The organism is Pantoea sp. Ep11b, from assembly GCF_040783975.1.
Lineage (GTDB): Bacteria > Pseudomonadota > Gammaproteobacteria > Enterobacterales > Enterobacteriaceae > Pantoea.
The window spans coordinates 1447771-1474546 of the sequence record NZ_CP160631.1 but is presented as its reverse complement, the minus strand read 5'-3'; the positions used below and the strand labels follow the sequence as shown (position 1 = coordinate 1474546).

Here is a 26776-nt window from a genome sequence, read left to right as displayed (position 1 = left end):
AATACCCGCATCGATCTTCCGCGTATTTTCTCAGGCGGTAAGACGAAGTGATGGTCAAACAGACTCTGCCAGAATCCTCCCCGGCCCGGTGACGTATCCCCTCTCGCCCATGATGATTCAGGCACGCCCTCTGGTTTTCATTTCATCGCTTCAGCTCTATAATGAGACGCAAATGAGAATAAGCGCAGATCGACATTCAAGGCGACAAGCCACAAAAGTGATATTAGTAACAGGACAAAATCCGCATGACTGACAACAACACCGCATTAAAGAAGGCTGGCCTGAAAGTGACGCTGCCCAGACTGAAAATTCTGGAAGTGCTTCAGGAACCTGAGTGCCATCACGTCAGTGCGGAAGATTTGTACAAACGCCTGATCGACATTGGCGAAGAGATTGGCCTGGCTACCGTTTACCGTGTTCTGAATCAGTTCGATGACGCGGGCATTGTCACACGCCATAACTTTGAAGGCGGCAAATCTGTCTTCGAACTGACTCAGCAGCATCACCACGATCATTTGATCTGCCTGGATTGCGGCAAGGTTATTGAGTTCAGCGATGAGTCGATCGAAACGCGTCAGCGCGAAATCGCGACCCGTCATGGCATCAAGCTGACCAACCACAGTCTCTATCTTTATGGCCACTGCACGGTGGGCGACTGCCGGGAAAACGAAACGCTGCACGACCAGTAATTCTGGCGCGGCTGGATACAAAAAAACCGGTGAATGCACCGGTTTTTTTTCGTCCGTACTGCCGCCGGGTCAGGCGACCAGCGTCTCCTGCAGATAACGCCAGCGCGGGATAGTACTGCTGCAATCCAGAATCGCCAGGGAGATGCGGCTCTGATTATTGCCATTCATCATCTGCATTTCGCGATACTGCACCGTGATCTCTTTTTCATGGTGCGACAGGATCACATGTTCACAGGTGGCGATGCGCATCCCCTCCCGCTGCCCCTGCAACTGCCGGAAAAGATCCTCAACGTCATTGAGGTTGTACTCTTTACCCTTCGGCGTCACCATGCGAAATTCGGGATGGAAATAGGACATCAGCAACTCAAAACTGTCATCAGAGCCTGCTGCCTGATTAAAAATACGTTCAATGAGCTGATGTAAAACGACGACACTGTGTTTGGCTTCCTGGGCGAGAGCGTTCATTTTTTTTCCTTCTGTAACCCGCTTTGCGACCGTTGAGAGCGCATAGCCTACCTGAAAGCGGCTAATTCACACTCTGAAATTGATTAATTTTTTTAAACTCAGATTACTCTCACAGGGGGCGCAGGGGGAGTTGCAGTTAGTGCAGAATAAACGTCGGTGATGATGAAAATCGGGGCCATAAAAAAGGGCGATAAATCGCCCTTTTGCCATTTTATGGGGTCAGCCCGAAAATGTTTTACTCGCCGGTTTTTGCCCAGGTATCGCGCAGGCCCACGGTGCGGTTAAACACCAGCTGCGACGGCTTCGAGTAAACACTGTCGGCGCAGAAATAGCCTTCGCGTTCGAACTGGAACGGCTCGCCCGGTTGCGCATCGCGCAGGCCCGGCTCGACAAAGCCATTTTTGATGCTCAGCGATTCAGGATTGATGACCGCCAGGAAGTCCTCGGCCGCGCCCGGGTTTGGCACACTGAACAGACGGTCATACAGGCGGAACTCAGCAGGCTGCGCATGATCGGCAGAAACCCAGTGAATCACCCCTTTGACCTTACGGCCATCGGCCGGATCTTTGCTCAGCGTATCGACGTCGCTGGTGCAGTAGATGCAGGTGATGTTACCCGCTTCATCTTTGGCGACGCGCTCGGCACGAATCACATAGGCGTTGCGCAGGCGCACCTCTTTGCCCAGCACCAGGCGTTTATACTGCTTGTTCGCCTCTTCGCGGAAATCAGCCCGATCGATCCAGATTTCGCGGCTGAACGGCACGTCACGCGTACCCATCTCCGGCTTACCCGGATGATTCGGCATGGTGATAATTTCGTTATGACCCGCCGGCAGATTCTCAATGACGATTTTAAGCGGATCCAGCACAGCCATGGCGCGTGGCGCATTTTCGTTGAGATCGTCACGGATGCACGATTCCAGCGACGCCATCTCCACGATGTTGTCCTGTTTAGTAACGCCAATGCGACGGCAGAACTCACGGATAGAGGCGGCGGTATAACCACGACGACGCAGGCCCGACACGGTCAGCATACGCGGGTCATCCCAGCCTTCGACATGCTTTTCTGTCACCAGCTGGGTGAGTTTGCGTTTCGACATCACCGCATACTCCAGGTTCAGGCGCGAGAACTCATACTGACGCGGATGCACCGGAATGGTGATGTTATCCAGTACCCAGTCGTAGAGACGGCGGTTGTCCTGGAACTCCAGCGTACAGAGCGAGTGCGTAATGCCTTCCAGCGCATCGGAGATGCAGTGGGTAAAGTCATACATCGGGTAGATGCACCACTTGTTGCCCGTCTGATGATGTTCCGCGAACTTGATACGGTAGATCACCGGATCGCGCATTACGATGAAGTTCGAGGCCATATCGATTTTAGCGCGCAGGCAGGCGGTGCCTTCGGCGAACTCACCGTTGCGCATCTTCTCAAACAGCGCCAGGTTCTCTTCCACGCTGCGATCGCGATAGGGGCTGTTTTTACCCGGCTCTTTAAGGGTACCGCGATATTCACGGATCTGATCCGGACTCAGTTCATCGACGTAGGCCAGCCCTTTGGAAATCAGCTCAACGGCGTAGTGATAGAGCTGATCAAAATAGTCTGATGAGTAACGGACTTCACCGCTCCACTCAAAACCCAGCCACTGGACGTCACGCTTGATAGATTCAACGAACTCGATATCCTCTTTAACCGGATTGGTATCGTCGAAACGCAGGTTGCATTGACCCTGATAATCCTGGGCGATGCCAAAATTCAGACAGATCGATTTCGCATGACCAATATGCAGATAGCCATTGGGCTCTGGCGGAAAACGGGTATGCACGCTGCTGTGCTTACCGCTCGCCAAATCTTCGTCGATGATCTGACGAATAAAGTTAGTTGGGCGGGCTTCAGCCTCACTCATCTCAAAAATCCTCAATACGAATAACGGGTGATTTGTACCACGAAGTAACGGAGTATGATCCACAAAGCGTCTGAGGGAAACAACCGTTTGTTAAGCCTTTAAAACAAAAAAGGCAGGAATCGCTTCCTGCCTGTGGGGTTCTGTTGCGGGGATTAGCCTTTCACTTCGTATAGCGGGGTTTCGCCCGCGATGACCTGTCCCTGGGCCAGCAGCGTCAGACCGGCGAAATCATCGCTGTTGCTGACCACGACCGGACTCACCATTGAACGCGCGTTGGCATTAAGGAAATCAAGGTCCATCTCCAGCACAGGCTGACCTGCGACTACGCTGGCCCCCTCTTCCACCAGACGCGTAAAGCCTTTGCCGTCGAGCGCAACGGTATCCAGCCCCATGTGCACTACAATCTCCACGCCGTTGTCCGTCTCCAGACAGAAGGCGTGATTGGTGTTGAAGATTTTCACTACGGTGCCCGCAATCGGCGCCACGACCCGCTTGCCGCTGGGTTTGATCGCCAGACCGTCGCCTACGGCTTTGCTGGCAAAGGCTTCATCCGGCACCGCCTCCAGCGCCACGACCTCACCGGAGACCGGTGCCAGCAGGGTCGCAATGACCCGCTTCTCACTGTTCAGTACCGCCTGAGGCTTAACGTCCGGCTCTGCTGGCGCGCTGCCGGCCGCAGCCGCCGCAACCGGCCCCCTGGTCAGCACTTTTTTCATGGCGGATGCGATGCTTTCAGCCTGGGTGCCGACGATGATCTGCACGCTCTGTTTATTAAGGCGGATCACGCCGGAGGCACCGAGACGTTTCGCCACACCCTCATTTACCTGGGCGGAGTCATTCACGTTAAGGCGCAGACGGGTGATACAGGCGTCGATGCCGGTCAGGTTGGTCGAGCCCCCTACTGCACCGATGTAGCGACGCGCCAGAGATTCAGTCGCCGTCTCATCGTTTCCGGTTTTGTCCACGTTGACGTCATAACCATCACTTTCATCACCCGCTACAGCCAGCTCACGGCCCGGCGTCATCAGGTTGAATTTTTTGATGGTGAAGCGGAAGACCACATAGTAAATGGCGAAGAAGACCAGCCCCTGCGGGATCAGCATGTACCAGTGTGTAGCCAGCGGGTTACGGGTCGACAGCACCATATCCACCAGCCCGGCGCTGAAACCAAATCCGGCAATCCAGTGCATGCTGGCGGCGATGAAGACGGAGAGCCCGGTCAGCACCGCATGGATCAGATAGAGCACCGGTGCCACGAACATGAAGGAGAACTCCAGCGGTTCGGTAATACCGGTAAAGAAGGCAGCAAATGCCGCAGCCAGCATGATACTGCCCACTTTGACGCGGTTCTCAGGACGTGCGCAGTGGTAGATCGCCAGCGCGGCACCCGGCAGACCGAACATCATAATCGGGAAGAAGCCCGCCTGATAACGACCGGTAATCCCTACGGTAGCCGTGCCGTCCGCCAGTGACTGCGCGCCGCCGAGGAATTTCGGAATGTCGTTGATACCGGCGACGTCGAACCAGAACACGGAGTTCAGGGCGTGATGCAGACCCACCGGGATCAGCAGACGGTTGAAGAAGGCGTAGATACCGGCGCCGACAGAGCCAAGCTTCTGGATATGTTCACCGAAGCCGACCAGACCGTTAAAGATCACCGGCCAGATATACATCAGGATAAAGGCGACCAGAATCATCAGGAACGAGACCAGAATCGGCACCAGCCGGCGTCCGCTGAAGAAGGAGAGTGCTTTGGGCAGTTCGACATGGCTGAAGCGGTTATACACCTCAGCCGACAGAATCCCGACCAGGATACCGACAAACTGGTTGTTAATCTTGCCAAAGGCCACAGGCACCTGATCGACCGGCATCTTCTGTATCATCGCCACGGCGGCGGGTGAGCAGAGCGTGGTAACGACCAGGAAGCCGACAAAACCGGTCAGCGCGGCTGCACCATCTTTATCCTTTGACATACCGTAGGCGACACCAATCGCAAACAGCACTGACATGTTTTCGATAATAGCGGCACCTGACTTGATCAGCAGTGCGGCCAGCGCATTGCCCGCCCCCCAGCTGTCCGGGTCAATCCAGTAACCGACCCCCATCAGGATTGCTGCTGCTGGCAGGGTTGCCACCGGCACCATCAGTGCGCGCCCTACCTTCTGTAAGTAACCTAACATACCCCTTCCCCCTATGAACCTGACTTGTCGCTTTGCGCCGCTTAATGTTGTTATGTCAGCTGCAAAGATCGTTAATACACTTCATATCACGCAGCGAAGTGTAATGATAAATTAATTCGCCTCGCAAATTAAAACCCTGGTAAATGTGATTTTTATCACTAAAAAACATCGTATTGAACGGCAACATCTGGCTATGCCCGCAAACTTATTTTATGATTCGAAATATTGAATTCTGCGCGAGCCGCCGCGAGAATAAGCCCCAGGTTCAGGCTGATGAATAACGCAGCGGCTTAGCACTCCCCTTTCTGTTTTCAATGAGGTGAAACATGAGACTGATTCCTTTAGCGACCCCGACTCAGGTAGGCAAGTGGGCGGCCCGACACATTGTTAACCGCATTAACGCGTTTAACCCGACGGCAGACAGGCCGTTTGTCCTGGGGCTGCCGACCGGCGGCACGCCCCTGGAGGCGTACAAGCACCTGATTGCTATGCACAAAGCGGGCCAGGTCAGTTTTAAACATGTTGTCACGTTCAATATGGATGAGTATGTCGGTCTGCCAAAAGAGCATCCTGAAAGCTATCACAGCTTCATGTATCGCAATTTCTTCGATCATGTTGATATTCAACCGGAAAATATCAATCTGCTGAATGGTAATGCACCCGATATTGACGCAGAATGTCGCCAGTACGAAGAGAAAATTCGCGCGCTGGGTAAAATACACCTGTTTATGGGCGGTGTCGGTAATGACGGCCATATCGCCTTTAACGAACCGGCTTCATCGCTGGCTTCCCGTACCCGCATTAAAACGCTGACCCATGACACCCGCGTGGCGAACTCTCGCTTCTTCAACGGCGACGTTGATCAGGTGCCTAAATATGCGCTGACGGTCGGCGTCGGCACCCTGCTGGATGCCGAAGAGGTCATGATTCTGGTGACCGGCCATGTGAAAGCACAGGCCCTGCAGGCGGCGGTCGAGGGCAACGTCAACCACATGTGGACCATCAGCTGTCTGCAACTGCACGCAAAATCGGTGGTGGTGTGTGATGAACCCGCCACTATGGAACTGAAAGTGAAAACCGTGAAATATTTCCGCGAAATGGAAGCGGAAAATATGAAAGGCGTGTAACAGAACAGTGACCTGCTGTTACGCTGAGTGACAGCAGGCCTGGACGGGAGAAGAGAGATGTACGCATTAGTAAACGGCCGAATCTACAGCGGCTACGAGGTTCTGGATAATCACGCGGTCGTGATTGCTGACGGACGTATTGCGCGCGTCTGCCCGCGTGAGGCGATCCCGGCCACCATTGAGCAGCGGGATATGGCGGGCGCGCTGATTGCGCCTGGCTTTATTGACCTCCAGCTCAACGGCTGCGGCGGCGTGCAGTTCAATGACAGCCTTGAGGCGCTCAGCGTGGAAACGCTGGAAACGATGCAGCGCGCGAATGAGAAGTCGGGCTGCACCAGTTTTTTACCCACGCTCATCACCAGCAGTGACGCCCTGATGAAGCGGGCGATTGAGACCATGCGGGCCTATCTGCAGAAACATCAGCATCAGGCGCTGGGCCTGCATCTGGAAGGTCCCTGGCTGAGCAAGGCGAAAAAAGGCACCCACGATCCGGCGCTGATTCGCCTGCCCGATACAGAGATGGTGGAGTATCTCTGCGCCAATGCGGACGTCATTACTAAAGTAACCCTGGCTCCCGAGAATGCCGGCAGCGACGTGATTCGTCAGCTGACCAACGCCGGGATCATCGTCTCAGCCGGTCACTCTAATGCGACCTATGAAGAGGCGAAAGCGGGTTTTTCTGCGGGGATCCGGTTCGCCACGCATCTCTACAATGCGATGCCCGCCTTTGCCGGACGTGAACCGGGCCTTATCGGTGCGCTGTTTGATGCGCCTGATGTATACTGCGGCATCATTGCAGATGGTTTACATGTACATTACGCTAACGTGCGCAATGCAAAACGGATTAAAGGTGACAAACTGGTGCTGGTAACCGATGCCACCGCACCGGCAGGCGCCGCCATCAGCGAGTTTATTTTTGCAGGCAAAACAATCTACTATCGTGACGGGCTCTGTGTTGATGAAAATGGCACATTGAGCGGTTCTGCCCTGACGATGATTGAAGCGGTACAGAACAGCGTTGAGCATGTGGGTATCGCACTGGATGAAGCGTTACGCATGGCAACACTCTACCCGGCACGGGCGATGGGCGTGGAAAGGCAGTTAGGCTCGATCGAAGCAGGAAAAATCGCGAACCTGACTGTGTTTACCCGCGACTTTAAAATCATTAAGACGTTTGTCAACGGAGACGACGTCCTGAGCGAGTAAGCACTGAATGACCACTGGCGGCCAGTCACAAATAGGAAATGTCGATCTTGTTAAGCAACTTAATAGCGCAGCGGTTTATCGGCTGATTGACCAGCAGGGGCCGATATCGCGCATTCAGATTGCCGAACTCAGCCAGCTCGCGCCCGCCAGCGTCACCAAAATTACCCGCCAGTTGATCGAGCGCGGCCTGATAAAAGAGGTAGACCAGCAGGCGTCTACCGGCGGTCGCCGCGCCATCTCCATCATCACTGAAACCCGCAACTTCCACACCATCGGCGTCCGGCTCGGACGCCACGACGCCACCCTGACCCTGTTCGATCTCAGCGGCAAATCGCTGGCGCAGGAAGATTATGCGCTGCCGGAGCGCACGCAGGAGACGCTGGAACATGCGCTGTTCAACGCCATCGCCAGCTTTACTGAACAGCATCAGCGGAAAATCCGCGAACTCATCGCAATTTCGGTGATCCTGCCGGGGCTGGTCGATCCGGTGAATGGCGTGATCCGCTATATGCCCCATATTTCTGTCAGCCACTGGCCGCTGGTTGCCAGCCTGCAGAAGCGGTTTAACGTCACCAGTTTTGTCGGTCACGATATCCGCAGCCTGGCGCTGGCCGAGCACTACTTCGGTGCAAGCCGCGACTGTGCGGATTCGATTCTGGTGCGCTTACACCGCGGCACCGGCGCAGGCATTATCGCCAATGGTCATATTTTTCTCGGCAGCAACGGTAACGTGGGCGAAATCGGTCATATTCAGGTCGATCCGCTTGGCGAGCGCTGTCACTGTGGCAACTTTGGCTGTCTTGAAACGATTGCGGCCAATGGTGCCATTGAGAACCGGGTACGGCATCTGCTCAATCAGGGCTACCCCAGCGTGCTGACGCTGGAGGCGTGTCAGATGGCCCACATCTGCAAAGCGGCTAATCAGGGTGACGCGCTGGCCTGCGAAGTGGTTGAGCACGTTGGCCGCTATCTGGGTAAAGCGATTGCGATCGCCATCAACCTGTTTAATCCGCAAAAAGTGGTGCTGGCGGGCGAGATCACCGAGGCGGAGAAAGTACTGCTGCCCGCCATTGAGGGCTGCATCAATACGCAGGCCCTGGCGGCGTTCCGTAAGAATCTGCCGGTTGTGCGCTCCACCCTGGATCATCGCTCGGCGATTGGCGCGTTTGCGCTGGCAAAACGTGCCATGCTTAACGGCATTCTGCTGCAACATCTTCTGGAAGACTAAGCTATCCCGCTGCTATGGCGGGCCACATCGGATCTGACTATGACCATTAAAAGCGTAATTTGTGATATTGATGGCGTGCTGATGCACGACAACACGGCCGTTCCCGGCGCACAGGAGTTTTTACAGCGTATTCTGGCCAAAGAGATGCCGCTGGTGGTGCTGACGAACTATCCCTCGCAAACCGAGCAGGATTTAGCTAACCGCTTTGCCTCGGCGGGCGTCGAGGTGCCGGAATCCGTTTTCTACACCTCCGCCATGGCCACTGCCGACTTCCTGCGCCGTCAGGAGGGCAAAAAGGCGTATGTGATTGGTGAGGGCGCGCTGATTCATGAACTCTATAAAGCCGGTTTTACCATTACCGATGTCAATCCCGATTTTGTGATTGTCGGCGAAACGCGCTCGTTCAACTGGGACATGATGCATAAAGCCGCTTTCTTTGTGGCCAGCGGCGCGCGCTTTATCGCCACCAATCCAGACACCCACGCGCGCGGGTTTATCCCCGCCTGTGGCGCACTCTGTGCCGGTATCGAGAAGATATCGGGTCGCAGCCCGTTTGTGGTCGGCAAGCCCAGCCCCTACATCATGCGCGCCGCCCTGAACAAAATGCAGGCCCACTCTGAAGAGACGGTGATCGTCGGGGACAATCTGCGCACCGATATTCTGGCCGGATTCCAGGCGGGTCTGGAGACGGTGCTGGTGCTGTCGGGTGTCTCAACGCTGAGCGATATTGATGCCATGCCATTCCGACCGGACTGGATCTACCCTTCCGTGGCCGATATTGACCTGTTCTGATTGCGTTTGCTTATGACGCATCCGGCTGCACTGTGATGCGTCTCCCCTTTTCCGCCCTCTCCCGCCCCATTCAGCCGCCTGTTTTTTGCGCAAAAAAGTCAATTCATTGCCGATCCAACAATAAAAAAACGTTTTAATTATCGTTTATTCAATTTTATTGCCATGTGAACAATATTTTTATCAGTAAATCACGATTCCTCTTGCATTGATCACACCAAATAGCGCATTTTCTTATGTATCACGCAGCGTCAGGCTGCCGGACAAACAGTAAAAGATAACATCGCCGTAAGGTGAGATCAGGAGTCAGTTATGTGTTCAATCTTTGGTGTGCTGGATCTGAAAAGCGATCCTGTTGAGCTGCGCAAGAAAGCGCTGGAATGTTCACGCTTAATGCGTCATCGCGGCCCGGACTGGTCAGGTGTCTACGCCGATGACCATGCAATTCTGGCGCATGAACGCCTCTCAATTGTTGACGTTAACAACGGCGCACAGCCGCTCTATAACGCCGACCACACCCACGTACTGGCGGTCAACGGTGAGATCTACAACCATCAGGCGCTGCGCGCTGAACTCAGCGATCGCTACGCGTTCCAGACCGGTTCTGACTGTGAAGTGATCCTGGCGCTTTATCAGGAAAAGGGTGTCGATTTCCTCGACGAACTGGAGGGCATGTTCGCCTTTATCCTCTATGACAGCGTGAAACAGACCTATCTGATCGGTCGCGATCATATCGGTATCATCCCGCTCTATATGGGCAACGATGAGCACGGCAACCTCTATGTCGCGTCAGAAATGAAAGCGCTGGTGCCGGTCTGCCGTTCAATCAAAGAGTTCCCGCCGGGAAGCTATCTCTCCAGCACCGATGGCGAAATCCGTCGTTACTGGCAGCGTGACTGGATGGAATACAAAAACGTTGAGCACAACACCACCGACGCCGCCGGTCTGAAACATGCGCTGGAAGAGTCAGTGAAAAGCCACCTGATGTCCGATGTGCCTTACGGCGTCCTGCTGTCGGGCGGTCTGGACTCCTCTATCATCTCCGCCGTGACTAAGCGTTTCGCCGCTAAGCGCGTGGAAGATCAGGATAAAAGTGATGCGTGGTGGCCTCAGCTGCACTCCTTCGCGGTCGGACTGGAAGGTTCACCCGATCTGAAGGCGGCAAAATCCGTAGCGGAGCATCTGGGCACCGTTCACCATGAGATCCATTTCACCGTTCAGGAAGGTCTGGATGCGATCCGCGATGTGATCTACCACATCGAGACCTATGACGTTACCACCATCCGGGCATCGACGCCGATGTACCTGATGTCGCGTAAAATCAAGGCGATGGGCATCAAGATGGTGCTGTCGGGCGAAGGCGCAGACGAAGTGTTTGGTGGCTATCTCTACTTCCATAAAGCCCCCAACGCCAGAGAGTTCCACGAAGAAAACGTGCGCAAACTGCAGGCGCTGCATATGTTTGACTGCGCCCGTGCCAACAAGGCGATGTCCGCCTGGGGCGTCGAAGCGCGAGTGCCGTTCCTGGACAAAAAATTCCTGGATGTGGCGATGCGTATCAACCCGGCCGACAAGATGTGTGGCAGCAACGGCAAAATGGAGAAGCACATCCTGCGTGAATGTTTCTCATCTTACCTGCCAGAGAGCGTGGCGTGGCGTCAGAAAGAGCAGTTCTCGGACGGTGTGGGCTACAGCTGGATCGACTCACTGAAAGAGGTGGCCGCGAAGCAAATCAGCGACCAGCAGCTGGCAACCGCCCATTTCCGCTTCCCGTTCAACACGCCGGGTTCAAAAGAAGCGTATCTCTATCGTGAGATCTTCGAAGAGCTGTTCCCGTTAGCCAGCGCAGCAGAGTGTGTGCCAGGCGGTCCATCCGTGGCCTGCTCGTCTGCCAAAGCGATTGAATGGGATGAAGCATTTAAAAACATGGATGACCCATCAGGCCGTGCGGTCGGTGTGCATCAATCCGCCTATAAATAAGGCAACAGAAAGACGTCAGAATGGGCCCGCTGCGGCCCATTTTTTTGACGATCGGCGTTGTATTCACTGAAAAATTGCCGAATAAACACCCAGGCTGGTTATAAGCCAGTCAAACAGCGATTATCTGGCAAAAATCGGTAAAAAAATTGTTGACGCTGTCAGGTCAACTCCGCATAATGCGCCCCGCAACGCCGATGAAGGTAACGCGAAAAAAAAGATGGCTACGTAGCTCAGCTGGTTAGAGCACAGCACTCATAATGCTGGGGTCACAGGTTCGATTCCCGTCGTAGCCACCATCTTTTTTTTGCGGGAGTGGCGAAATTGGTAGACGCACCAGATTTAGGTTCTGGCGCCGCAAGGTGTGCGAGTTCAAGTCTCGCCTCCCGCACCATTTCATTATTCGGCAGCGTGGATGGGATATCGCCAAGCGGTAAGGCACCGGTTTTTGATACCGGCATTCCCTGGTTCGAATCCAGGTATCCCAGCCAATTTTGATGATTCTCGATGCTGAGAACGGACGAATGGGATATCGCCAAGCGGTAAGGCACCGGTTTTTGATACCGGCATTCCCTGGTTCGAATCCAGGTATCCCAGCCATCATTGAAATGCAGTACAATTTGGCTACGTAGCTCAGCTGGTTAGAGCACAGCACTCATAATGCTGGGGTCACAGGTTCGATTCCCGTCGTAGCCACCATATAATTGGGGTGTCGCCAAGCGGTAAGGCACTGGTTTCTGATACCAGCATTCCGGGGTTCGAATCCCTGCACCCCAGCCATACAAAGACAATTTGATTAACACCTATTGGGGTGTCGCCAAGCGGTAAGGCACTGGTTTCTGATACCAGCATTCCGGGGTTCGAATCCCTGCACCCCAGCCAAATTGCACAACAAAGCCCGCTTTTGCGGGCTTTGTTGTTTTTGTGCTTTGCTTATCCTGATACCTGATTCAGGCCCGCCCTGCGGCGAGCCTGAGAGCACGACTACAATCCCAGCGCGTAACGCAATACCTGCCGCTTCAGCACGCCGGAGTGTTCTGCCGCGATCAGCCCGAGGTTACGCGCAAACCGCAGCGGTGCGAGCTGGTTGCTGAAGGCGAAGTAGAAGAGATCCATTCCCCCCTGCATCAGCATGTTGTCTTTACGCCGCTGGCGATGATAACGCTGCAGTACCCGTTCGGAGGCCCAATCCTCCGCCGCTCCACGCGCGCTGACCAGCACATCAATCAGAGCATCCACATCGCGATAGCCCAGATTCACGCCCTGCCCGGCCAGCGGATTAATCGTATGGGCGGCATCACCGACCAGCGCCAGTCCCGGCAGAACATAATGCGAAGCATGACGCCGCACCAGCGGGAAACCGCCCGCCGCATGTGCTTTGAAGCGTCCCAGCCGCGCCGGGAAGTGACTGGCAATCTCTTTTTCCAGCTGGGCCAGCGGCATCGCCTGCAACTGGCGGACCCGGGCGGGCGCGTCATACCAGACCAGCGAGGCCCGGTTGCCATACAGCGGCAAAAAGGCGCGCGGTCCCTGAGGCGTAAAGTGCTGCCAGGTGGCGTCGCCCGCCGGGTGTTCGCAGGTGACGCTAATCAGTAAACAGGACTGCGCATAGCTCCAGCCATGAATACCGATACCAGCCATCTGGCGCACCTGCGAGTTTGCTCCGTCCGCACCCACCACCAGCCGGGTATGCAGAACCACGTTGTCGCTGAGATCCACCCGCCAGCCGCCATTTTCGGGCTGCAGGTTCTCCAGCGTGGTCGGGCAGTAGCAGGTCACGCCCAGCGACTGCATCTCCTCCCACAGCGCCCACTGCAGCACGCTGTTCTCGACCATAAAGCCCAGCTCCGGCAGCCCCAGCGAGGCCGCATCAAAGCTCACCTGCGCCGTCTGCCACTCCCAGGTTTCCAGTTTACGATAGGGCGCACTGCGCATCGCCTCAACCCGTGACCAGACGTTGAGCTGCTTCAGTAGCCCCACCGACGCGGACCCAATCGCCGAAATCCGCAGATCGGGATCGCTGTCGGCATCGAAAGGCGCAGGTTCGGCGCGTTCAATCACCGCTACGCGAAAATGGTGCTGTGTCAGTCCACAGGCCAGCGCGGCACCGACCATGCCACCGCCGACAATCACCACATCAAACTGATTATCCTGCATTGCTAATGTCCCTCTCGTAAGCCCGACTGCCAGCGCAAACCGGGTCTGAATAGAGCAAAGTGTACCGGAAAACCCGATGGCTGGCAGAAAAGCCCTCAGGCTGGTCACCACAGCATCAAAGCATTACAATGTGCGCCCCGCACTTCACTGCACTGAATCAATGGCTAGCGCGATGACAAAAAAACTGCATATCAAAACCTGGGGATGTCAGATGAATGAATATGATTCATCCAAGATGTCTGATCTGCTGAACAGTACGCACGGCTACACGCTGACCGAGGTCCCTGAAGAGGCGGATATTCTGCTGCTCAATACCTGCTCTATTCGTGAGAAGGCGCAGGAGAAAGTGTTCCATCTGCTGGGACGCTGGAGAAAGCTTAAAGAGCGTAACCCGGATGTCATTATCGGCGTGGGTGGCTGCGTCGCGTCACAGGAAGGCGACCATATTCGCCAGCGCGCGCCCTGCGTGGATATTGTGTTTGGTCCGCAGACACTTCATCGCCTGCCGGAGATGATCAATACCGTCCGCGGCAGCAAGAGTCCGGTAGTGGATATCAGCTTCCCGGAAATCGAAAAATTTGACCGTCTGCCGGAGCCACGGGCAGAGGGTCCGACCGCCTTTGTCTCGATCATGGAAGGCTGCAACAAATACTGTACGTTCTGCGTGGTGCCCTACACCCGTGGCGAAGAGGTTAGCCGTCCCAGCGACGACATTCTGCTGGAAATCGCGCAGCTGGCGGCGCAGGGCGTCCGTGAAGTCAACCTGCTGGGTCAGAACGTTAACGCCTATCGCGGCGCCACCTTCGACGGTGAGATCTGCACCTTCGCTGAGCTGCTGCGCCTGGTCGCCGCCATCGACGGTATCGACCGTATCCGTTTCACCACCAGCCATCCGATTGAGTTCACGGATGACATTATCGATGTTTATCGCGATACCCCGGAGCTGGTGAGCTTCCTGCATCTGCCGGTGCAGAGTGGTTCAGACCGCATTCTGACCCTGATGAAGCGTGCGCACACCGCGCTGGAGTACAAGGCGATTATCCGCAAGCTGCGCGCGGCGCGTCCCGACATCGAGATCAGCTCCGACTTCATCATCGGTTTCCCGGGTGAGACTCAGCAGGATTTCGAGCAGACCATGAAGCTCATCGGCGAGATTAATTTCGACGTCAGCTTCAGCTTTGTTTACTCGGCCCGTCCCGGCACGCCCGCCGCTGATCTGCCGGATGATGTCAGCGAAGAAGAGAAGAAGCAGCGTCTCTGGATCCTGCAGGAGCGGATCAACCAGCAGGCGCAGGCCATCAGTCGCCGTATGCTCGGCACCGTGCAGCGCATTCTGGTGGAAGGCATCTCCCGCAAGAACGTCATGGAAGTCTCCGGCCGCACCGAAAATAACCGCGTGGTCAACTTCGAAGGCTCGCCTGAGATGATTGGCCGCTTCGTGGATGTGGAAATCGTCGATGTCTACACCAACTCGCTGCGCGGCAGGCTGGTCAGAACCGAAGAGGAGATGGGACTGCGCATGGCACAGAGCCCGGCCTCGGTGATTGCCCGTACCCGCAAAGAGAATGACATCGGCGTCGCCCTCTTCCAGCCGTGAAACCTGCTTTATTGTGCGGCAGCGCGCATCGCGTTGCCGCCAATTTCACTCTGCGCCACTTGGATTCCGGACGTGCTGCCCAAATATCTCTCCTTAAGCTTGCGCCCCGGCGTTACGGCATAAATAATTTCGTTATGGTGCATCCGGTTAACGCCTGTGATGCGTCAGACACATCCCATAACTGGCCCTGAGGGACCCAAAGGATTCGTTTGAATATCGAAACTCGTGAAATCGCCCTTGAACCGGCTGATAACCGTCGTCTGATGAGCCTGTGCGGACCGTTTGACGATAATGTGAAACAGCTCGAACGTCGTCTGGGTATTGAGATCAATCGTCGCGACAACGTCTTTAAGCTGGTGGGACGTGCGCTCAGCGTCAATGCCGCAGCCGATATTCTGAAAACCCTGTATGTCGACACCGCCCCTGTGCGCGGTGAAATTCCGGATATTGAGCCTGACCAGATCCATCTGGCGATCAAAGAGAGCCGGGTGCTGGAGCAGACCGCCGAGAGCGTGCCGGATTACGGCAAAGCGGTCAACATCAAGACCAAGCGCGGCGTCATCAAGCCCCGTACGCCGAATCAGGCGCAGTACATCGCGAATGTGCTCGACCACGACATCACCTTCGGCGTCGGCCCGGCGGGCACCGGTAAAACCTATCTGGCCGTTGCGGCGGCCGTGGATGCGCTGGAACGCCAGGAGATCCGCCGTATTCTGCTGACCCGTCCTGCGGTAGAAGCGGGCGAAAAGCTCGGCTTCCTGCCAGGCGATCTGAGTCAGAAGGTCGATCCCTATCTGCGTCCGCTCTATGATGCCCTGTTCGAGATGCTGGGCTTTGAGCGGGTCGAAAAGCTGATGGAGCGTAACGTCATCGAAGTGGCGCCGCTGGCCTACATGCGTGGCCGCACGCTGAACGATGCGTTTATCATCCTGGATGAGAGCCAGAACACCACCATCGAGCAGATGAAGATGTTCCTGACGCGCATCGGCTTTAACTCCAAAGCGGTCATTACCGGCGACGTCACCCAGATTGACCTGCCGCGTCACGTTAAATCGGGACTGCGTCACGCCATCGAGGTGCTGGCGGACGTGGAAGAGATCAGCTTCAACTTCTTCCACAGCGAAGACGTGGTGCGTCATCCGGTGGTTGCCCGTATTGTCAACGCCTATGAAGCCTGGGAAGCGGCCGATCAGACCCGCCGTGACCAGCAGGCAGAAGAACGTAAACGCGACGCGCTGGCTGCCCAGAGCGCCCCGCAGGAGAGCAAATGAGCGAGGTCATTCTCGATCTGCAGGTCGCCTGTGAAAACAGCGCTGACCTGCCAGACGAAAGCCAGTTTCACCGCTGGCTGACCGCGGCGGTCACCCCATTTCAGCCCGACAGCGAAGTTACCGTGCGTCTGGTCGATGAAGCGGAGAGTCATGAACTGAACCTGACTTACCGTGGCAAAGATAAACCGACCAACGTGCTCTCTTTCCCGTTTGAGGCACCGCCCGGCATTGAACTGCCCCTGCTGGGCGATCTGATCATCTGCCGTCAGGTGGTTGAGCAGGAAGCCGCAGAACAGGGCAAGCATGTCGAAGCCCACTGGGCGCATATGGTGGTGCACGGCACCCTGCATTTGCTGGGTTACGACCATATCGACGACGATGAAGCCGACGAGATGGAAGGACTGGAGACCGAGATAATGCTTGCTCTCGGTTATCCTGATCCGTACATTTCGGAGAAAGACGACGCCTGAGTGCTGAACGCAGGCCATCCGGCTGTGAGTCACGATGACTGACAGCCCCCCTTTCCTCACCAGAGAGATCTTTAAAAACCGCCATGAGCGACGACCATTCTCAAAACAGCGATGCACCCAGTAGTAAAAAGGGATTTTTTTCCCTGTTAATCAACCAGCTTTTTCACGGTGAACCCAAAAACCGTGATGAGCTACTGGAGCTGATCCGCGACTCGAATCACAAAGAGCTGATTGACCAGGACACCCGCGACATGCTTGAAGGGGTGCTGGATATTGCGGAGCAGCGTGTGCGCGACATCATGATCCCGCGCTCGCAGATGATCACCCTGAAACGCAATCAGAACCTCGAAGAGTGCCTGGATGTCATCATCGACTCCGCCCACTCCCGCTTCCCGGTGATCAGCGAAGACAAAGATCATGTGGAAGGCATTCTGATGGCGAAAGATCTGCTGCCATTTATGAGCAGCGAGTCTGAGCCTTTCAGCATCGAAAAAGTGCTGCGTCCCGCCGTCGTGGTGCCGGAAAGTAAGCGTGTTGATCGGATGCTGAAAGAGTTTCGTTCACAGCGCTACCATATGGCGATCGTGATTGATGAGTTTGGCGGCGTCTCCGGTCTGGTGACGATTGAGGATATCCTGGAGCTGATCGTCGGCGAGATCGAAGATGAGTATGACGATGAAGAAGATCGTGATATCCGTCAGCTCAACCGCCACACTTTCACGGTGCGCGCCCTGACCGCTATTGAAGATTTCAATGAGGTGTTCGGCACGCAGTTCAGTGATGATGAGGTCGACACCATTGGTGGTCTGGTCATGCAGGGCTTCGGCCATCTGCCCGCCCGCGGTGAAAGCATCGAGATCGAGGGTTATCAGTTCAAGGTGGCGATGGCGGACAGCCGCCGCATCATCCAGGTTCACGTCACTATTCCGGAAAATTCGCCACAACCTCAACTGGAAGACGAATAAGTCTATGGCTTTAGCCTCACTCTACCCGCGTCAGCGGGTTCGCCTGCTGCTGGCTGTATTAACGGGTGCCGCAGGCACCCTTGCCTTCTCCCCCTACGATTTCTGGCCCGCCGCCCTGCTTTCGCTGTGCGGTTTACAGTTACTGACTCTGAACCGCTCCAGCCCGCAGGCCAGCGCCATCGGCTTTTTCTGGGGCGTGGGACTGTTCGGCAGCGGCATCAACTGGGTCTACGTCAGTGTCGCCACTTTCGGCGGCATGCCCGGACCGGTTAACGTCTTTATCGTGGCGCTGCTGGCGGCTTATCTGGCGGTCTATCCGGCGCTGTTTGCCGGCATCCTGAACCGCCTGTGGCCGCGCACGACGCTGTGGCGTCTGGCGCTGGCGGCACCGGCGCTGTGGCAGATCACTGAGTTTCTGCGCGGCTGGGTGCTGACCGGCTTTCCGTGGCTGCAGTTTGGTTATAGCCAGATCGATGGCCCGCTGAAAGGCCTCGCGCCGCTGGCGGGCGTAGAGACCCTGACGTTTCTGCTGATGGTGGTTGCGGGCCTGCTGGCGTATGCCCTGCAGCAGCGCAACGTCAGAAGTCTGGTCGCCGCACTGCTGCTGCTGGCGCTGCCGTGGCCATTACGCTACATCCAGTGGGTTCAGCCGATCCCCGGCCGTGCCGTCGAGGTGGCGCTGGTCCAGGGCAATATCCCGCAGTCGATGAAGTGGGACCCGCAGCAGCTGCTCAATACCCTGCGGATCTACACCGGTCTGAGCCAGCCGCTGATCGGCAAAGCGCCGATGATCATCTGGCCTGAATCGGCGATTACCGATCTGGAGAGCAATCAGCAGCCGTTCCTGCGTTCGCTGGATGATGAACTGCGCGCGGGCGGCAGTTCGCTGGTCACGGGTATCGTTGATTCCCGGCTGGAGCAGAACCGCTATCACGATTACAACACCGTTATCGTGCTGGGCGGCAAGATGCCTTACAACTACTTCAGCGATAACCGTTACCAGAAGAACCATCTGGTGCCGTTTGGCGAATTTGTGCCGCTGGCCGACCTGCTGCGTCCGCTGGCCCCGTTCTTTGATCTGCCGATGTCGGCCTTCAGCCGGGGTAACTATCTCCAGCCGCAGTTGCGCGTCGCGGGTTATAACCTGACCAGCGCCATCTGTTATGAGATCGTGCTGGGTGAGCAGGTCCGGGCCAACTTCCGGCCCGACACCAGTTTCCTGCTGACCGTCTCAAACGATGCCTGGTTTGGTCACTCGATCGGCCCCTGGCAGCACTACCAGATGGCGAGAATGCGGGCGCTGGAACTGGGTCGTCCGCTGCTGCGCAGCACCAACAATGGCGTGACGGCGGTGGTAAACGCCCAGGGCGATACCGAGGCGATGCTGCCCCAGTTCACGCGGGACGTGCTGACCAGCAAAGTTACGCCAACCGAGGGGATTACCCCTTATGCGCGCGCGGGCCTCTGGCCGGTGTGGTCACTGACGCTGCTGGCGGCGCTGGTTGCCCTGCTGCGCCGGCGGCGCTAACCGCTCATCCGCGGGGCCGGCTGTGCGATGCAGCCGGCGCTTTACACTCAGACACTGCTTTTTGCATTCCGCGCCTGCTGTGGCGCGGAATGGCTTCTCTTCTGCCCGCACGCCTGACAGCCCTGTTACTGCCCGATGCGTGCCGCGCTTACCGACCCGCCGACCCGCCACTTTTACTGATTTCCCGATATTTCCTTCTCCTCCGGCCGCAGACGCTGCTGCCTTTCACCGGCTGCACCGCTTTCTGGCACGATGATTGCTAAATATTTCACTGTTTTTCGCTAACGGGCGGATTGCAGGCGCTGTCGCCTGGCCGGTTGCACCAAAACAGTCATTTCTGCTGCACCCAAAACGCGCAGAATGAAAAAACTGCCTTTTTTTGGTGCGTATCACCTCGCAAAAAAGAAACTTTTTTGTTTCATTGCGTTAACAATCCGTTATGTTAATCACTCATCTGCGGCGACGAAAACCGCAGTATGAGCAAAAGCGCAGCAAAACAGACACAACATCATAATCAGCGCAGGTTATAACCTGTGCCTTTTCCATACTAAGGAGTTGGAACATGCAATTACGCAAAGTGGCATTATCTCTTCTGCTGATCGGCGCAGCGGCGGGAGCGGCCCAGGCGGAAGATCTCAGCGGCACTCTGAAGAAGATCAATGACAATGGCGTCATTGTGGTCGGGCATCGCGAATCATCAGTTCCCTTCTCTTATTATGACAACCAGCAAAAAGTCGTGGGTTATTCGCAGGCTTACTCCAATGCTATCGTGGACGCGATCAAAGCGAAGCTGAACAAGCCTGACCTGCAGGTCAAAATGATCCCAATCACCTCACAAAACCGTATCCCGCTGCTGCAAAACGGCACCTACGATTATGAGTGTGGATCGACCACGAATAACCTTGAGCGCCAGAAACAGGCCGCGTTCTCAGACACCATCTTCGTCATCGGCACCCGTCTGCTGGTTAAGAAAGGTGGCCCGATCAAGGATTTCGCCGACCTGAAAGGCAAGACCGTGGTCGTGACGTCCGGCACCACCTCTGAAGTGCTGCTGCACAAACTGAATGACGAACAGAAAATGGATATGCGCATTATCAGCGCAAAAGATCACGGTGACTCTTTCCGTACCCTGGAAACCGGTCGTGCCGTGGCCTTTATGATGGATGATGCCCTGCTGGCCGGCGAACGCGCCAAGGCTAAAAAGCCGGACAACTGGGAGATCTTAGGTACGCCACAGTCGAAAGAAGCTTACGGCTGTATGCTGCGTAAAGACGACCCGCAGTTCAAAGCACTGGTCGATGAAACCATCGCGAAAGCCCAGACCTCGGGTCAGGCCGAAAAATGGTTCGATACCTGGTTCAAGCAGCCGATTCCACCGAAGAACCTGAACATGAACTTTGAGCTGTCTGACGACATGAAAGCCCTGTTCAAGACGCCGAATGACAAGGCACTGAATTAACAAAAAAATACCCAATGGATTTCAGGTTGCCTTATGGCAGGCGCATGTATCCCGGCGCGTGACCCAGGTCAGCGCGGCGGATACGTGCACCGGGTCAGACGCAGCCTGAAAGAGAACGGGTATAACAAGGGCGGCCTGGCTGCCCTCTCGATTGCTGAAACCGCGGCATGGACAGACAGACTGATTCGGGTCGTTCCCCTGAATCAGGCAATAAAACGCCGTTCATCAATCTTCAGGGTAGCTTAGCTACCCTTTTTTTCCGGAGCTCGTTATGGGTATCGATTGGAACTGGGGCATTTTCCTCGAACAGGCCCCGTTCGGTAATACGACCTACCTTGGCTGGCTGTGGTCCGGTTTTCAGGTGACTATTGCGGTCTCCTGCTGTGCCTGGATTATCGCCTTCTGCGTAGGTTCATTTTTCGGCATTCTGCGCACGGTGCCGAATCGCCTGCTTTCCACCCTTGGCACCTGCTATGTGGAACTGTTTCGTAACATCCCGCTGATCGTCCAGTTCTTCTTCTGGTATCTGGTCGCGCCCGAACTGGTGGGCGAAAAGCTGGGCATGTGGTTTAAGTCTGAGCTGGACCCGAATATTCAGTTCTTCCTCTCCTCGATGATCTGTCTGGGTCTGTTTACCGCCGCCCGCGTCTGCGAGCAGGTACGCGCAGCCATTCAGTCACTGCCGACGGGACAGAAGAATGCGGGGCTGGCGATGGGCTTGACCCTGCCGCAGACCTATCGCTATGTCCTACTGCCGAATGCCTATCGCGTGATTGTGCCGCCGATGACATCGGAGATGCTCAACCTGGTGAAAAACTCCGCGATCGCCTCCACCATCGGTCTGGTCGATATGGCGGCGCAGGCGGGCAAACTGCTCGACTACTCTGCGCACGCCTATGAATCCTTTACTGCCATTACGCTGGCCTATATCGCCATCAACCTGGTGATTATGTTCTTGATGAGTCTGGTCGAACGCAAAGTCCGGCTGCCAGGCAATGCGGGAGGCAAGTAATGTACGAGTTTGACTGGAGTTCCATTGTACCCAGCATGCCCTATCTGCTTAACGGCCTGGTGATCACCTTTAAGATCACCCTGACCGCCGTGGTGTTCGGCATTCTGTGGGGCACCCTGCTGGCGGTGATGCGTCTGTCGAGCATTAAGCCTGTCAGCTGGTTCGCTAAAATTTATGTCAACCTGTTCCGCTCGGTGCCGCTGGTCATGGTGCTGCTGTGGTTCTATCTGGTGGTGCCGAGCTTCCTGCAGCAGGTGCTGGGGCTGTCGCCAAAGACCGATATCCGCCTGATTTCCGCCATGGTCGCCTTCTCGCTGTTTGAAGCGGCCTACTACTCGGAAATTATCCGTGCGGGCATCATCAGTATCTCGCGCGGTCAGGGCAACGCGGCGCTGGCGCTGGGTATGACACCCTGGCAGTCGATGCGGCTGATCATTCTGCCGCAGGCGTTCCGCGCCATGGTTCCGCTGTTACTGACCCAGGGTATCGTGCTGTTCCAGGATACTTCACTGGTCTATGTCTTAAGCCTGGCGGACTTCTTCCGCACCGCGTCCACTATCGGTGAGCGCGACGGAACCCAGGTTGAAATGGTTCTGTTTGCAGGTCTGGTCTACTTCGTTATCAGCCTGAGCGCCTCGTTGCTGGTCAGCTATCTCAAAAGAAAAAGGACGGTTTAAATGATTAGCCTGAAAAATGTTTCTAAGTGGTATGGTCACTTTCAGGTGCTGACCGACTGCTCAACCGATGTCAAAACCGGTGAGGTGGTAGTGGTGTGCGGACCGTCCGGTTCCGGTAAATCGACGCTGATTAAAACGGTGAACGGCCTTGAGCCGATTCAGCAGGGTGTGATCGCCGTCAACGGCACCGAGGTGAACAACAAAAAAACCAATCTGGCGCAGCTTCGCAGCCAGGTAGGCATGGTTTTCCAGCACTTCGAGCTGTTCCCGCATCTGAGCATTATCAACAATCTGGTGCTGGCGCAGGTAAAAGTGCTGAAGCGCGATAAAGCGGAGGCCCGTGAAAAGGGGCTGAAACTGCTGAAGCGCGTAGGTCTGGCGGCCCATGCGGAGAAGTTCCCCGGCCAGCTTTCCGGTGGTCAGCAGCAGCGCGTGGCGATTGCGCGGGCGCTCTGCATGGATCCCATCGCGATGCTGTTTGATGAGCCGACCTCGGCGCTGGACCCGGAGATGATCAACGAAGTGCTGGATGTCATGGTTGAGCTGGCCCAGGAGGGCATGACGATGATGGTGGTAACGCATGAGATGGGCTTTGCCCGCAAAGTGGCTAACCGCGTCATTTTCATGGATGAGGGGAAAATTATCGAAGACACCAACAAGGATGACTTCTTTAATAACCCACAGTCTGACCGCGCGAAAGAGTTCCTCGCTAAAATCCTGCACTAATCTGCGTAACCGGCGGGTCACACAGCGTGACCCGCTTCCTTTCATTCACGCAATCCTGTCAGGGCTCAAATGGCTGACGCTGGAACTGATCGTGGCCGCACTCCGGGCAGCGCGACAGGGTTTCAGGCGTGTAAATAGCGCGGGTAAACTGACACTTTTCACACACCAGATTGCCCAGCCCTACCACTTCTCCGCTCTGATACACCCCGTGGTGATGCAGATCCTGAAAGACCTCGCGCCACTCCAGCTGACTTTTATCGGTGATGTCCGCCAGCTCTTTCCAGACGCTCTCGCGGATAATGCGCATAAACAGCGAATCCGCCAGCGGCTCTTCGACATCGGTATAACTGCGTGCAAACTCCCCCAGATCGCGGCGCACGGAACTCAGCGCCTGATCAATTTCCGCTTCCGTTAACGTTTCGCGCGCCATCAGCTGCTGTCGCCGTCCGGCAATCAGTTCATCAAGGTTACGATCGCCCTGACGAAGACGCTCGGTCAACACGGCTAACGACTCGCGATATTCCTGAGCCACTTTATTCATTTTATTCTCCTTTATGCAGACCCTCGCTGAAGTAAGTTTAGTCGCAATGTGGCTGTTGCCGTGTCGTCTGTACAGTGAATTACAAAAGAGTGAGAGCGCTGACGCTTTCCGCAGAAATCGTCGCCGCCAAAGTGGGAAGTGTTGTTGAGATGCGGCCTTATGGGTATGCTATGCGGATCTTAGAGCCAGAAAAATGTTATTCACAAAGGACCACAGGCAGCCATGCAAGAGCAATACCGCCCGGAAGAGATTGAATCCCGTGTGCAGCAGCACTGGGATGAAAACGAAACGTTTAAAGTGACTGAGCAGGAAGGGAAAGAGAAGTACTACTGCCTCTCCATGCTGCCCTATCCTTCTGGCCGCCTGCACATGGGCCACGTTCGTAACTACACCATCGGCGACGTAATCGCGCGTTATCAGCGCATGCTCGGCAAAAACGTTCTTCAGCCTATCGGCTGGGATGCTTTCGGCCTGCCTGCAGAGGGCGCGGCGGTTAAAAATAACACTGCTCCGGCTCCGTGGACCTACGACAACATTGCCTATATGAAGAACCAGCTCAAGCTGCTGGGCTTTGGCTATGACTGGAGTCGTGAACTCGCGACCTGCCAGCCAGAATACTATCGCTGGGAGCAGTGGTTCTTTGCCAGACTGTATGAAAAAGGCCTGGTCTATAAAAAGACCTCCGCCGTGAACTGGTGCCCGAACGATCAGACGGTGCTGGCGAACGAGCAGGTCATCGATGGCTGCTGCTGGCGCTGCGACAGCAAAGTTGAGCGCAAAGAGATCCCGCAGTGGTTTATCAAAATCACCGATTACGCGGAAGAGCTGCTGAACGATCTGGATACGCTGGAAGAGTGGCCTGAACAGGTCAAAACCATGCAGCGTAACTGGATCGGCCGCTCCGAAGGCGTTGAGATCACCTTCGACGTCGCCAACAGCGAAGAGCAGGTCACCGTCTACACCACCCGTCCGGACACCTTTATCGGTGCGACCTATGTGGCCGTGGCTGCCGGTCATCCGCTGGCCACCCAGGCGTCGGTGAACAACCCTGCGCTGGCTGACTTTATCGCTGAATGCCGCAATACCAAAGTGGCCGAAGCCGATATGGCCACCATGGAGAAGAAAGGCATGGCGACCGGTCTGGCGGTGACGCATCCGCTGACCGGCGAACAGCTCCCGGTCTGGGTGGCTAACTTTGTGCTGATGGAATATGGCACCGGCGCCGTGATGGCCGTTCCGGCGCACGACCAGCGCGACTGGGAATTCGCCACCAAATATGATCTGCCGATTAAGCCGGTCGTCCTCAATCTGGATGGCTCTATCCCTGACGTCAGCGCCGCGGCGATGACCGACAAAGGTGCGCTGTTCAACTCCGGTGAATTCAACGGACTGGATCACGCGGCAGGTTTCAACGCCATTGCGGACTCGCTGGCCGCCAAAGGCGTGGGCGTACGCAAAGTTAACTATCGCCTGCGCGACTGGGGTGTCTCCCGTCAGCGCTACTGGGGTGCCCCTATCCCGATGGTGACGCTGGAAGATGGCACCGTGATGCCAGCACCGGACGATCAGCTGCCGGTGATCCTGCCGGAAGATGTGGTGATGGACGGCATTACCAGCCCGATCAAAGCCGATCCGGAGTGGGCGAAGACCACGGTCAACGGTCAGCCTGCGCTGCGCGAAACTGACACCTTCGACACCTTTATGGAGTCCTCCTGGTACTACGCGCGTTATACCTGCGCCAGTTATAAAGAGGGCATGCTGGATCCGGCTGCGGCCAACTACTGGCTGCCGGTCGATCAGTATGTCGGCGGCATCGAACACGCCATCATGCACCTGATGTACTTCCGCTTCTTCCACAAGCTGCTGCGTGACGCGGGCCTGGTGAACTCTGATGAGCCGGCTAAACGTCTGCTGTGTCAGGGCATGGTGCTGGCTGATGCCTTCTACTACTCTGGCGCCAACGGCGAACGCAACTGGGTATCACCGGTTGACGTAGAGGTTGAGCGCGACGAGAAAGGCCGCATTGTCAAAGCGACCGACAAACAGGGCCGCGAAGTGGTGTATGCGGGCATGAGCAAAATGTCGAAGTCGAAAAACAACGGCATCGACCCGCAGCTGATGGTTGAGCGTTACGGCGCGGACACCGTGCGTCTGTTCATGATGTTCGCATCACCGGCGGATATGACGCTGGAGTGGCAGGAATCAGGCGTTGAAGGGGCGAACCGCTTCCTGAAACGTGTCTGGAAACTGATCTACGAACACACCCAGCAGGGTGCGACCGTGGCGCTGGATGTGAACAGCCTGAACGACGAGCAGAAATCGCTGCGTCGCGATCTGCACAAAACCATCGCCAAGGTGGCGGATGACATTGGTCGTCGTCAGACCTTCAACACCGCGATTGCGGCGATCATGGAGCTGATGAACAAACTGACCCGCGCGCCGCAGGAGAGCGAACAGGATCGCGCTCTGATGCAGGAAGCGCTGCTGGCGGTCGTGCGTCTGCTCTATCCGTTTACCCCACACGCCTGCTATGTTCTGTGGCAGACGCTGGGCGGTGAAGGCACCATCGACGACGCGAGCTGGCCGGTTGCGGATGAAGCCGCTATGGTTGAAGATTCACTGCTGGTCGTGGTGCAGGTGAACGGCAAAGTGCGCGGCAAGATTACCGTACCAGCCGATGCCACGCAGGAACAGGTTCAGGCACGCGCTGCCCAGGAGCATCTGGTGGCGAAGTATCTGGACGGCGTGACTATCCGTAAAGTCATTTATGTACCGGGCAAACTGCTTAACCTGGTCGTAGGTTAAGTTC

The 26776-nt window shown here is 56.1% G+C and carries 21 protein-coding genes and 7 tRNA genes; 23 read left to right on the top strand and 5 right to left on the bottom strand.

Features of this window, described 5'->3' with window-relative positions:
* The first annotated feature begins 245 nt into the window (after positions 1 to 245).
* On the top strand, positions 246 to 689 hold the full coding sequence (gene fur, locus AB1748_RS06920; RefSeq protein WP_111141031.1) for a ferric iron uptake transcriptional regulator: 444 nt from the start codon (positions 246 to 248) through the stop codon (positions 687 to 689).
* A gap of 69 nt (positions 690 to 758) precedes the next feature.
* Here the strand turns inward: fur and AB1748_RS06915 are convergent, their stop codons facing one another.
* From AB1748_RS06915 to nagE, 3 genes are all read right to left on the bottom strand, one after another.
* The gene (locus tag AB1748_RS06915; protein WP_111141033.1) at positions 759 to 1154 is read right to left on the bottom strand and encodes a hypothetical protein; all 396 of its coding nucleotides are present in this window, start codon (positions 1152 to 1154) and stop codon (positions 759 to 761) included.
* A 235-nt stretch (positions 1155 to 1389) separates the two neighbouring features.
* Positions 1390 to 3057: a glutamine--tRNA ligase gene (glnS, locus tag AB1748_RS06910; protein WP_111141035.1), complete on the bottom strand. Its 1668-nt coding sequence runs from the start codon at positions 3055 to 3057 to the stop codon at positions 1390 to 1392.
* Positions 3058 to 3209: 152 nt separating this feature from the next.
* A complete protein-coding gene (gene nagE / locus AB1748_RS06905) occupies positions 3210 to 5237 on the bottom strand; it encodes an N-acetylglucosamine-specific PTS transporter subunit IIBC (protein WP_111141037.1) in 2028 nt (675 codons plus the stop codon).
* A gap of 326 nt (positions 5238 to 5563) precedes the next feature.
* On the opposite strand from nagE, the gene nagB reads away from it, so the two are divergent.
* The 12 genes from nagB (at position 5564) to AB1748_RS06845 (ending at position 12446) form a co-directional block, all read left to right on the top strand.
* On the top strand, positions 5564 to 6364 hold the full coding sequence (gene nagB / locus AB1748_RS06900; RefSeq protein ID WP_111141039.1) for a glucosamine-6-phosphate deaminase: 801 nt from the start codon (positions 5564 to 5566) through the stop codon (positions 6362 to 6364).
* Between the two features lie 57 nt (positions 6365 to 6421).
* The gene (gene nagA / locus AB1748_RS06895; protein ID WP_367396161.1) at positions 6422 to 7570 is read left to right on the top strand and encodes an N-acetylglucosamine-6-phosphate deacetylase; all 1149 of its coding nucleotides are present in this window, start codon (positions 6422 to 6424) and stop codon (positions 7568 to 7570) included.
* 7 nt (positions 7571 to 7577) lie between these two features.
* Positions 7578 to 8798 carry an N-acetylglucosamine repressor gene (locus AB1748_RS06890; protein ID WP_111141043.1) on the top strand — a complete coding sequence of 407 codons (1221 nt, stop codon included), beginning with the start codon at positions 7578 to 7580 and terminating at the stop codon, positions 8796 to 8798.
* Positions 8799 to 8837: 39 nt separating this feature from the next.
* Positions 8838 to 9590 carry an HAD-IIA family hydrolase gene (locus AB1748_RS06885; protein ID WP_111141045.1) on the top strand — a complete coding sequence of 251 codons (753 nt, stop codon included), beginning with the start codon at positions 8838 to 8840 and terminating at the stop codon, positions 9588 to 9590.
* A gap of 309 nt (positions 9591 to 9899) precedes the next feature.
* On the top strand, positions 9900 to 11567 hold the full coding sequence (gene asnB, locus AB1748_RS06880; protein WP_293773651.1) for an asparagine synthase B: 1668 nt from the start codon (positions 9900 to 9902) through the stop codon (positions 11565 to 11567).
* 219 nt (positions 11568 to 11786) lie between these two features.
* Positions 11787 to 11863 (top strand) — tRNA-Met (locus AB1748_RS06875).
* Positions 11864 to 11873: 10 nt separating this feature from the next.
* Positions 11874 to 11958, top strand: a tRNA-Leu gene (locus tag AB1748_RS06870).
* Positions 11959 to 11980: 22 nt separating this feature from the next.
* Positions 11981 to 12055, top strand: a tRNA-Gln gene (locus tag AB1748_RS06865).
* 34 nt (positions 12056 to 12089) lie between these two features.
* Positions 12090 to 12164: transfer RNA gene (locus AB1748_RS06860), tRNA-Gln, on the top strand.
* 22 nt (positions 12165 to 12186) lie between these two features.
* Positions 12187 to 12263 (top strand) — tRNA-Met (locus AB1748_RS06855).
* A 6-nt stretch (positions 12264 to 12269) separates the two neighbouring features.
* Positions 12270 to 12344 (top strand) — tRNA-Gln (locus AB1748_RS06850).
* 27 nt (positions 12345 to 12371) lie between these two features.
* Positions 12372 to 12446, top strand: a tRNA-Gln gene (locus AB1748_RS06845).
* 102 nt (positions 12447 to 12548) lie between these two features.
* Here the strand turns inward: AB1748_RS06845 and ubiF are convergent.
* Positions 12549 to 13721, bottom strand: a complete 1173-nt coding sequence (gene ubiF / locus AB1748_RS06840) for a 3-demethoxyubiquinol 3-hydroxylase (RefSeq protein ID WP_367396160.1) — start codon at positions 13719 to 13721, stop codon at positions 12549 to 12551.
* A 172-nt stretch (positions 13722 to 13893) separates the two neighbouring features.
* Between ubiF and miaB the strand changes: the two genes are divergently transcribed.
* From miaB to AB1748_RS06795, 9 genes are all read left to right on the top strand, one after another.
* Entirely contained in the window at positions 13894 to 15318 is a 1425-nt protein-coding gene (miaB, locus tag AB1748_RS06835) for a tRNA (N6-isopentenyl adenosine(37)-C2)-methylthiotransferase MiaB (protein WP_128085766.1), read from the top strand.
* A gap of 209 nt (positions 15319 to 15527) precedes the next feature.
* Positions 15528 to 16589 carry a PhoH family protein gene (locus tag AB1748_RS06830; protein WP_367396159.1) on the top strand — a complete coding sequence of 354 codons (1062 nt, stop codon included), beginning with the start codon at positions 15528 to 15530 and terminating at the stop codon, positions 16587 to 16589.
* Positions 16586 to 17059 (top strand): rRNA maturation RNase YbeY, encoded by a 474-nt coding sequence (gene ybeY / locus AB1748_RS06825; RefSeq protein ID WP_111142185.1) that lies wholly within the window; start codon positions 16586 to 16588, stop codon positions 17057 to 17059. Before AB1748_RS06830 ends, ybeY begins: the two co-directional genes overlap by 4 nt.
* Positions 17060 to 17142: 83 nt before the next feature.
* Complete coding sequence (gene corC / locus AB1748_RS06820) at positions 17143 to 18024, top strand: CNNM family magnesium/cobalt transport protein CorC (protein WP_111142186.1); 882 nt, start codon at positions 17143 to 17145, stop codon at positions 18022 to 18024.
* Positions 18025 to 18028: 4 nt separating this feature from the next.
* On the top strand, positions 18029 to 19552 hold the full coding sequence (gene lnt, locus AB1748_RS06815; protein WP_293773637.1) for an apolipoprotein N-acyltransferase: 1524 nt from the start codon (positions 18029 to 18031) through the stop codon (positions 19550 to 19552).
* Between the two features lie 562 nt (positions 19553 to 20114).
* A complete protein-coding gene (locus AB1748_RS06810; RefSeq protein WP_128086250.1) occupies positions 20115 to 21011 on the top strand; it encodes an amino acid ABC transporter substrate-binding protein in 897 nt (298 codons plus the stop codon).
* A 271-nt stretch (positions 21012 to 21282) separates the two neighbouring features.
* Positions 21283 to 22023 carry an amino acid ABC transporter permease gene (locus tag AB1748_RS06805; protein WP_111139035.1) on the top strand — a complete coding sequence of 247 codons (741 nt, stop codon included), beginning with the start codon at positions 21283 to 21285 and terminating at the stop codon, positions 22021 to 22023.
* Positions 22023 to 22700, top strand: coding sequence for a glutamate/aspartate ABC transporter permease GltK (gene gltK, locus AB1748_RS06800; RefSeq protein ID WP_111139034.1), 678 nt, complete (start codon positions 22023 to 22025; stop codon positions 22698 to 22700). The genes AB1748_RS06805 and gltK overlap by 1 nt, the downstream gene beginning before the upstream one ends.
* The gene (locus tag AB1748_RS06795) at positions 22701 to 23426 is read left to right on the top strand and encodes an amino acid ABC transporter ATP-binding protein (protein ID WP_367396158.1); all 726 of its coding nucleotides are present in this window, start codon (positions 22701 to 22703) and stop codon (positions 23424 to 23426) included.
* A 58-nt stretch (positions 23427 to 23484) separates the two neighbouring features.
* Here the strand turns inward: AB1748_RS06795 and AB1748_RS06790 are convergent, their stop codons facing one another.
* Positions 23485 to 23967 (bottom strand): zinc ribbon-containing protein, encoded by a 483-nt coding sequence (locus tag AB1748_RS06790; RefSeq protein WP_111139032.1) that lies wholly within the window; start codon positions 23965 to 23967, stop codon positions 23485 to 23487.
* A gap of 222 nt (positions 23968 to 24189) precedes the next feature.
* On the opposite strand from AB1748_RS06790, the gene leuS reads away from it, so the two are divergent.
* Positions 24190 to 26772 (top strand): leucine--tRNA ligase, encoded by a 2583-nt coding sequence (gene leuS / locus AB1748_RS06785; protein WP_288475783.1) that lies wholly within the window; start codon positions 24190 to 24192, stop codon positions 26770 to 26772.
* The last annotated feature ends 4 nt before the right edge of the window (positions 26773 to 26776 follow it).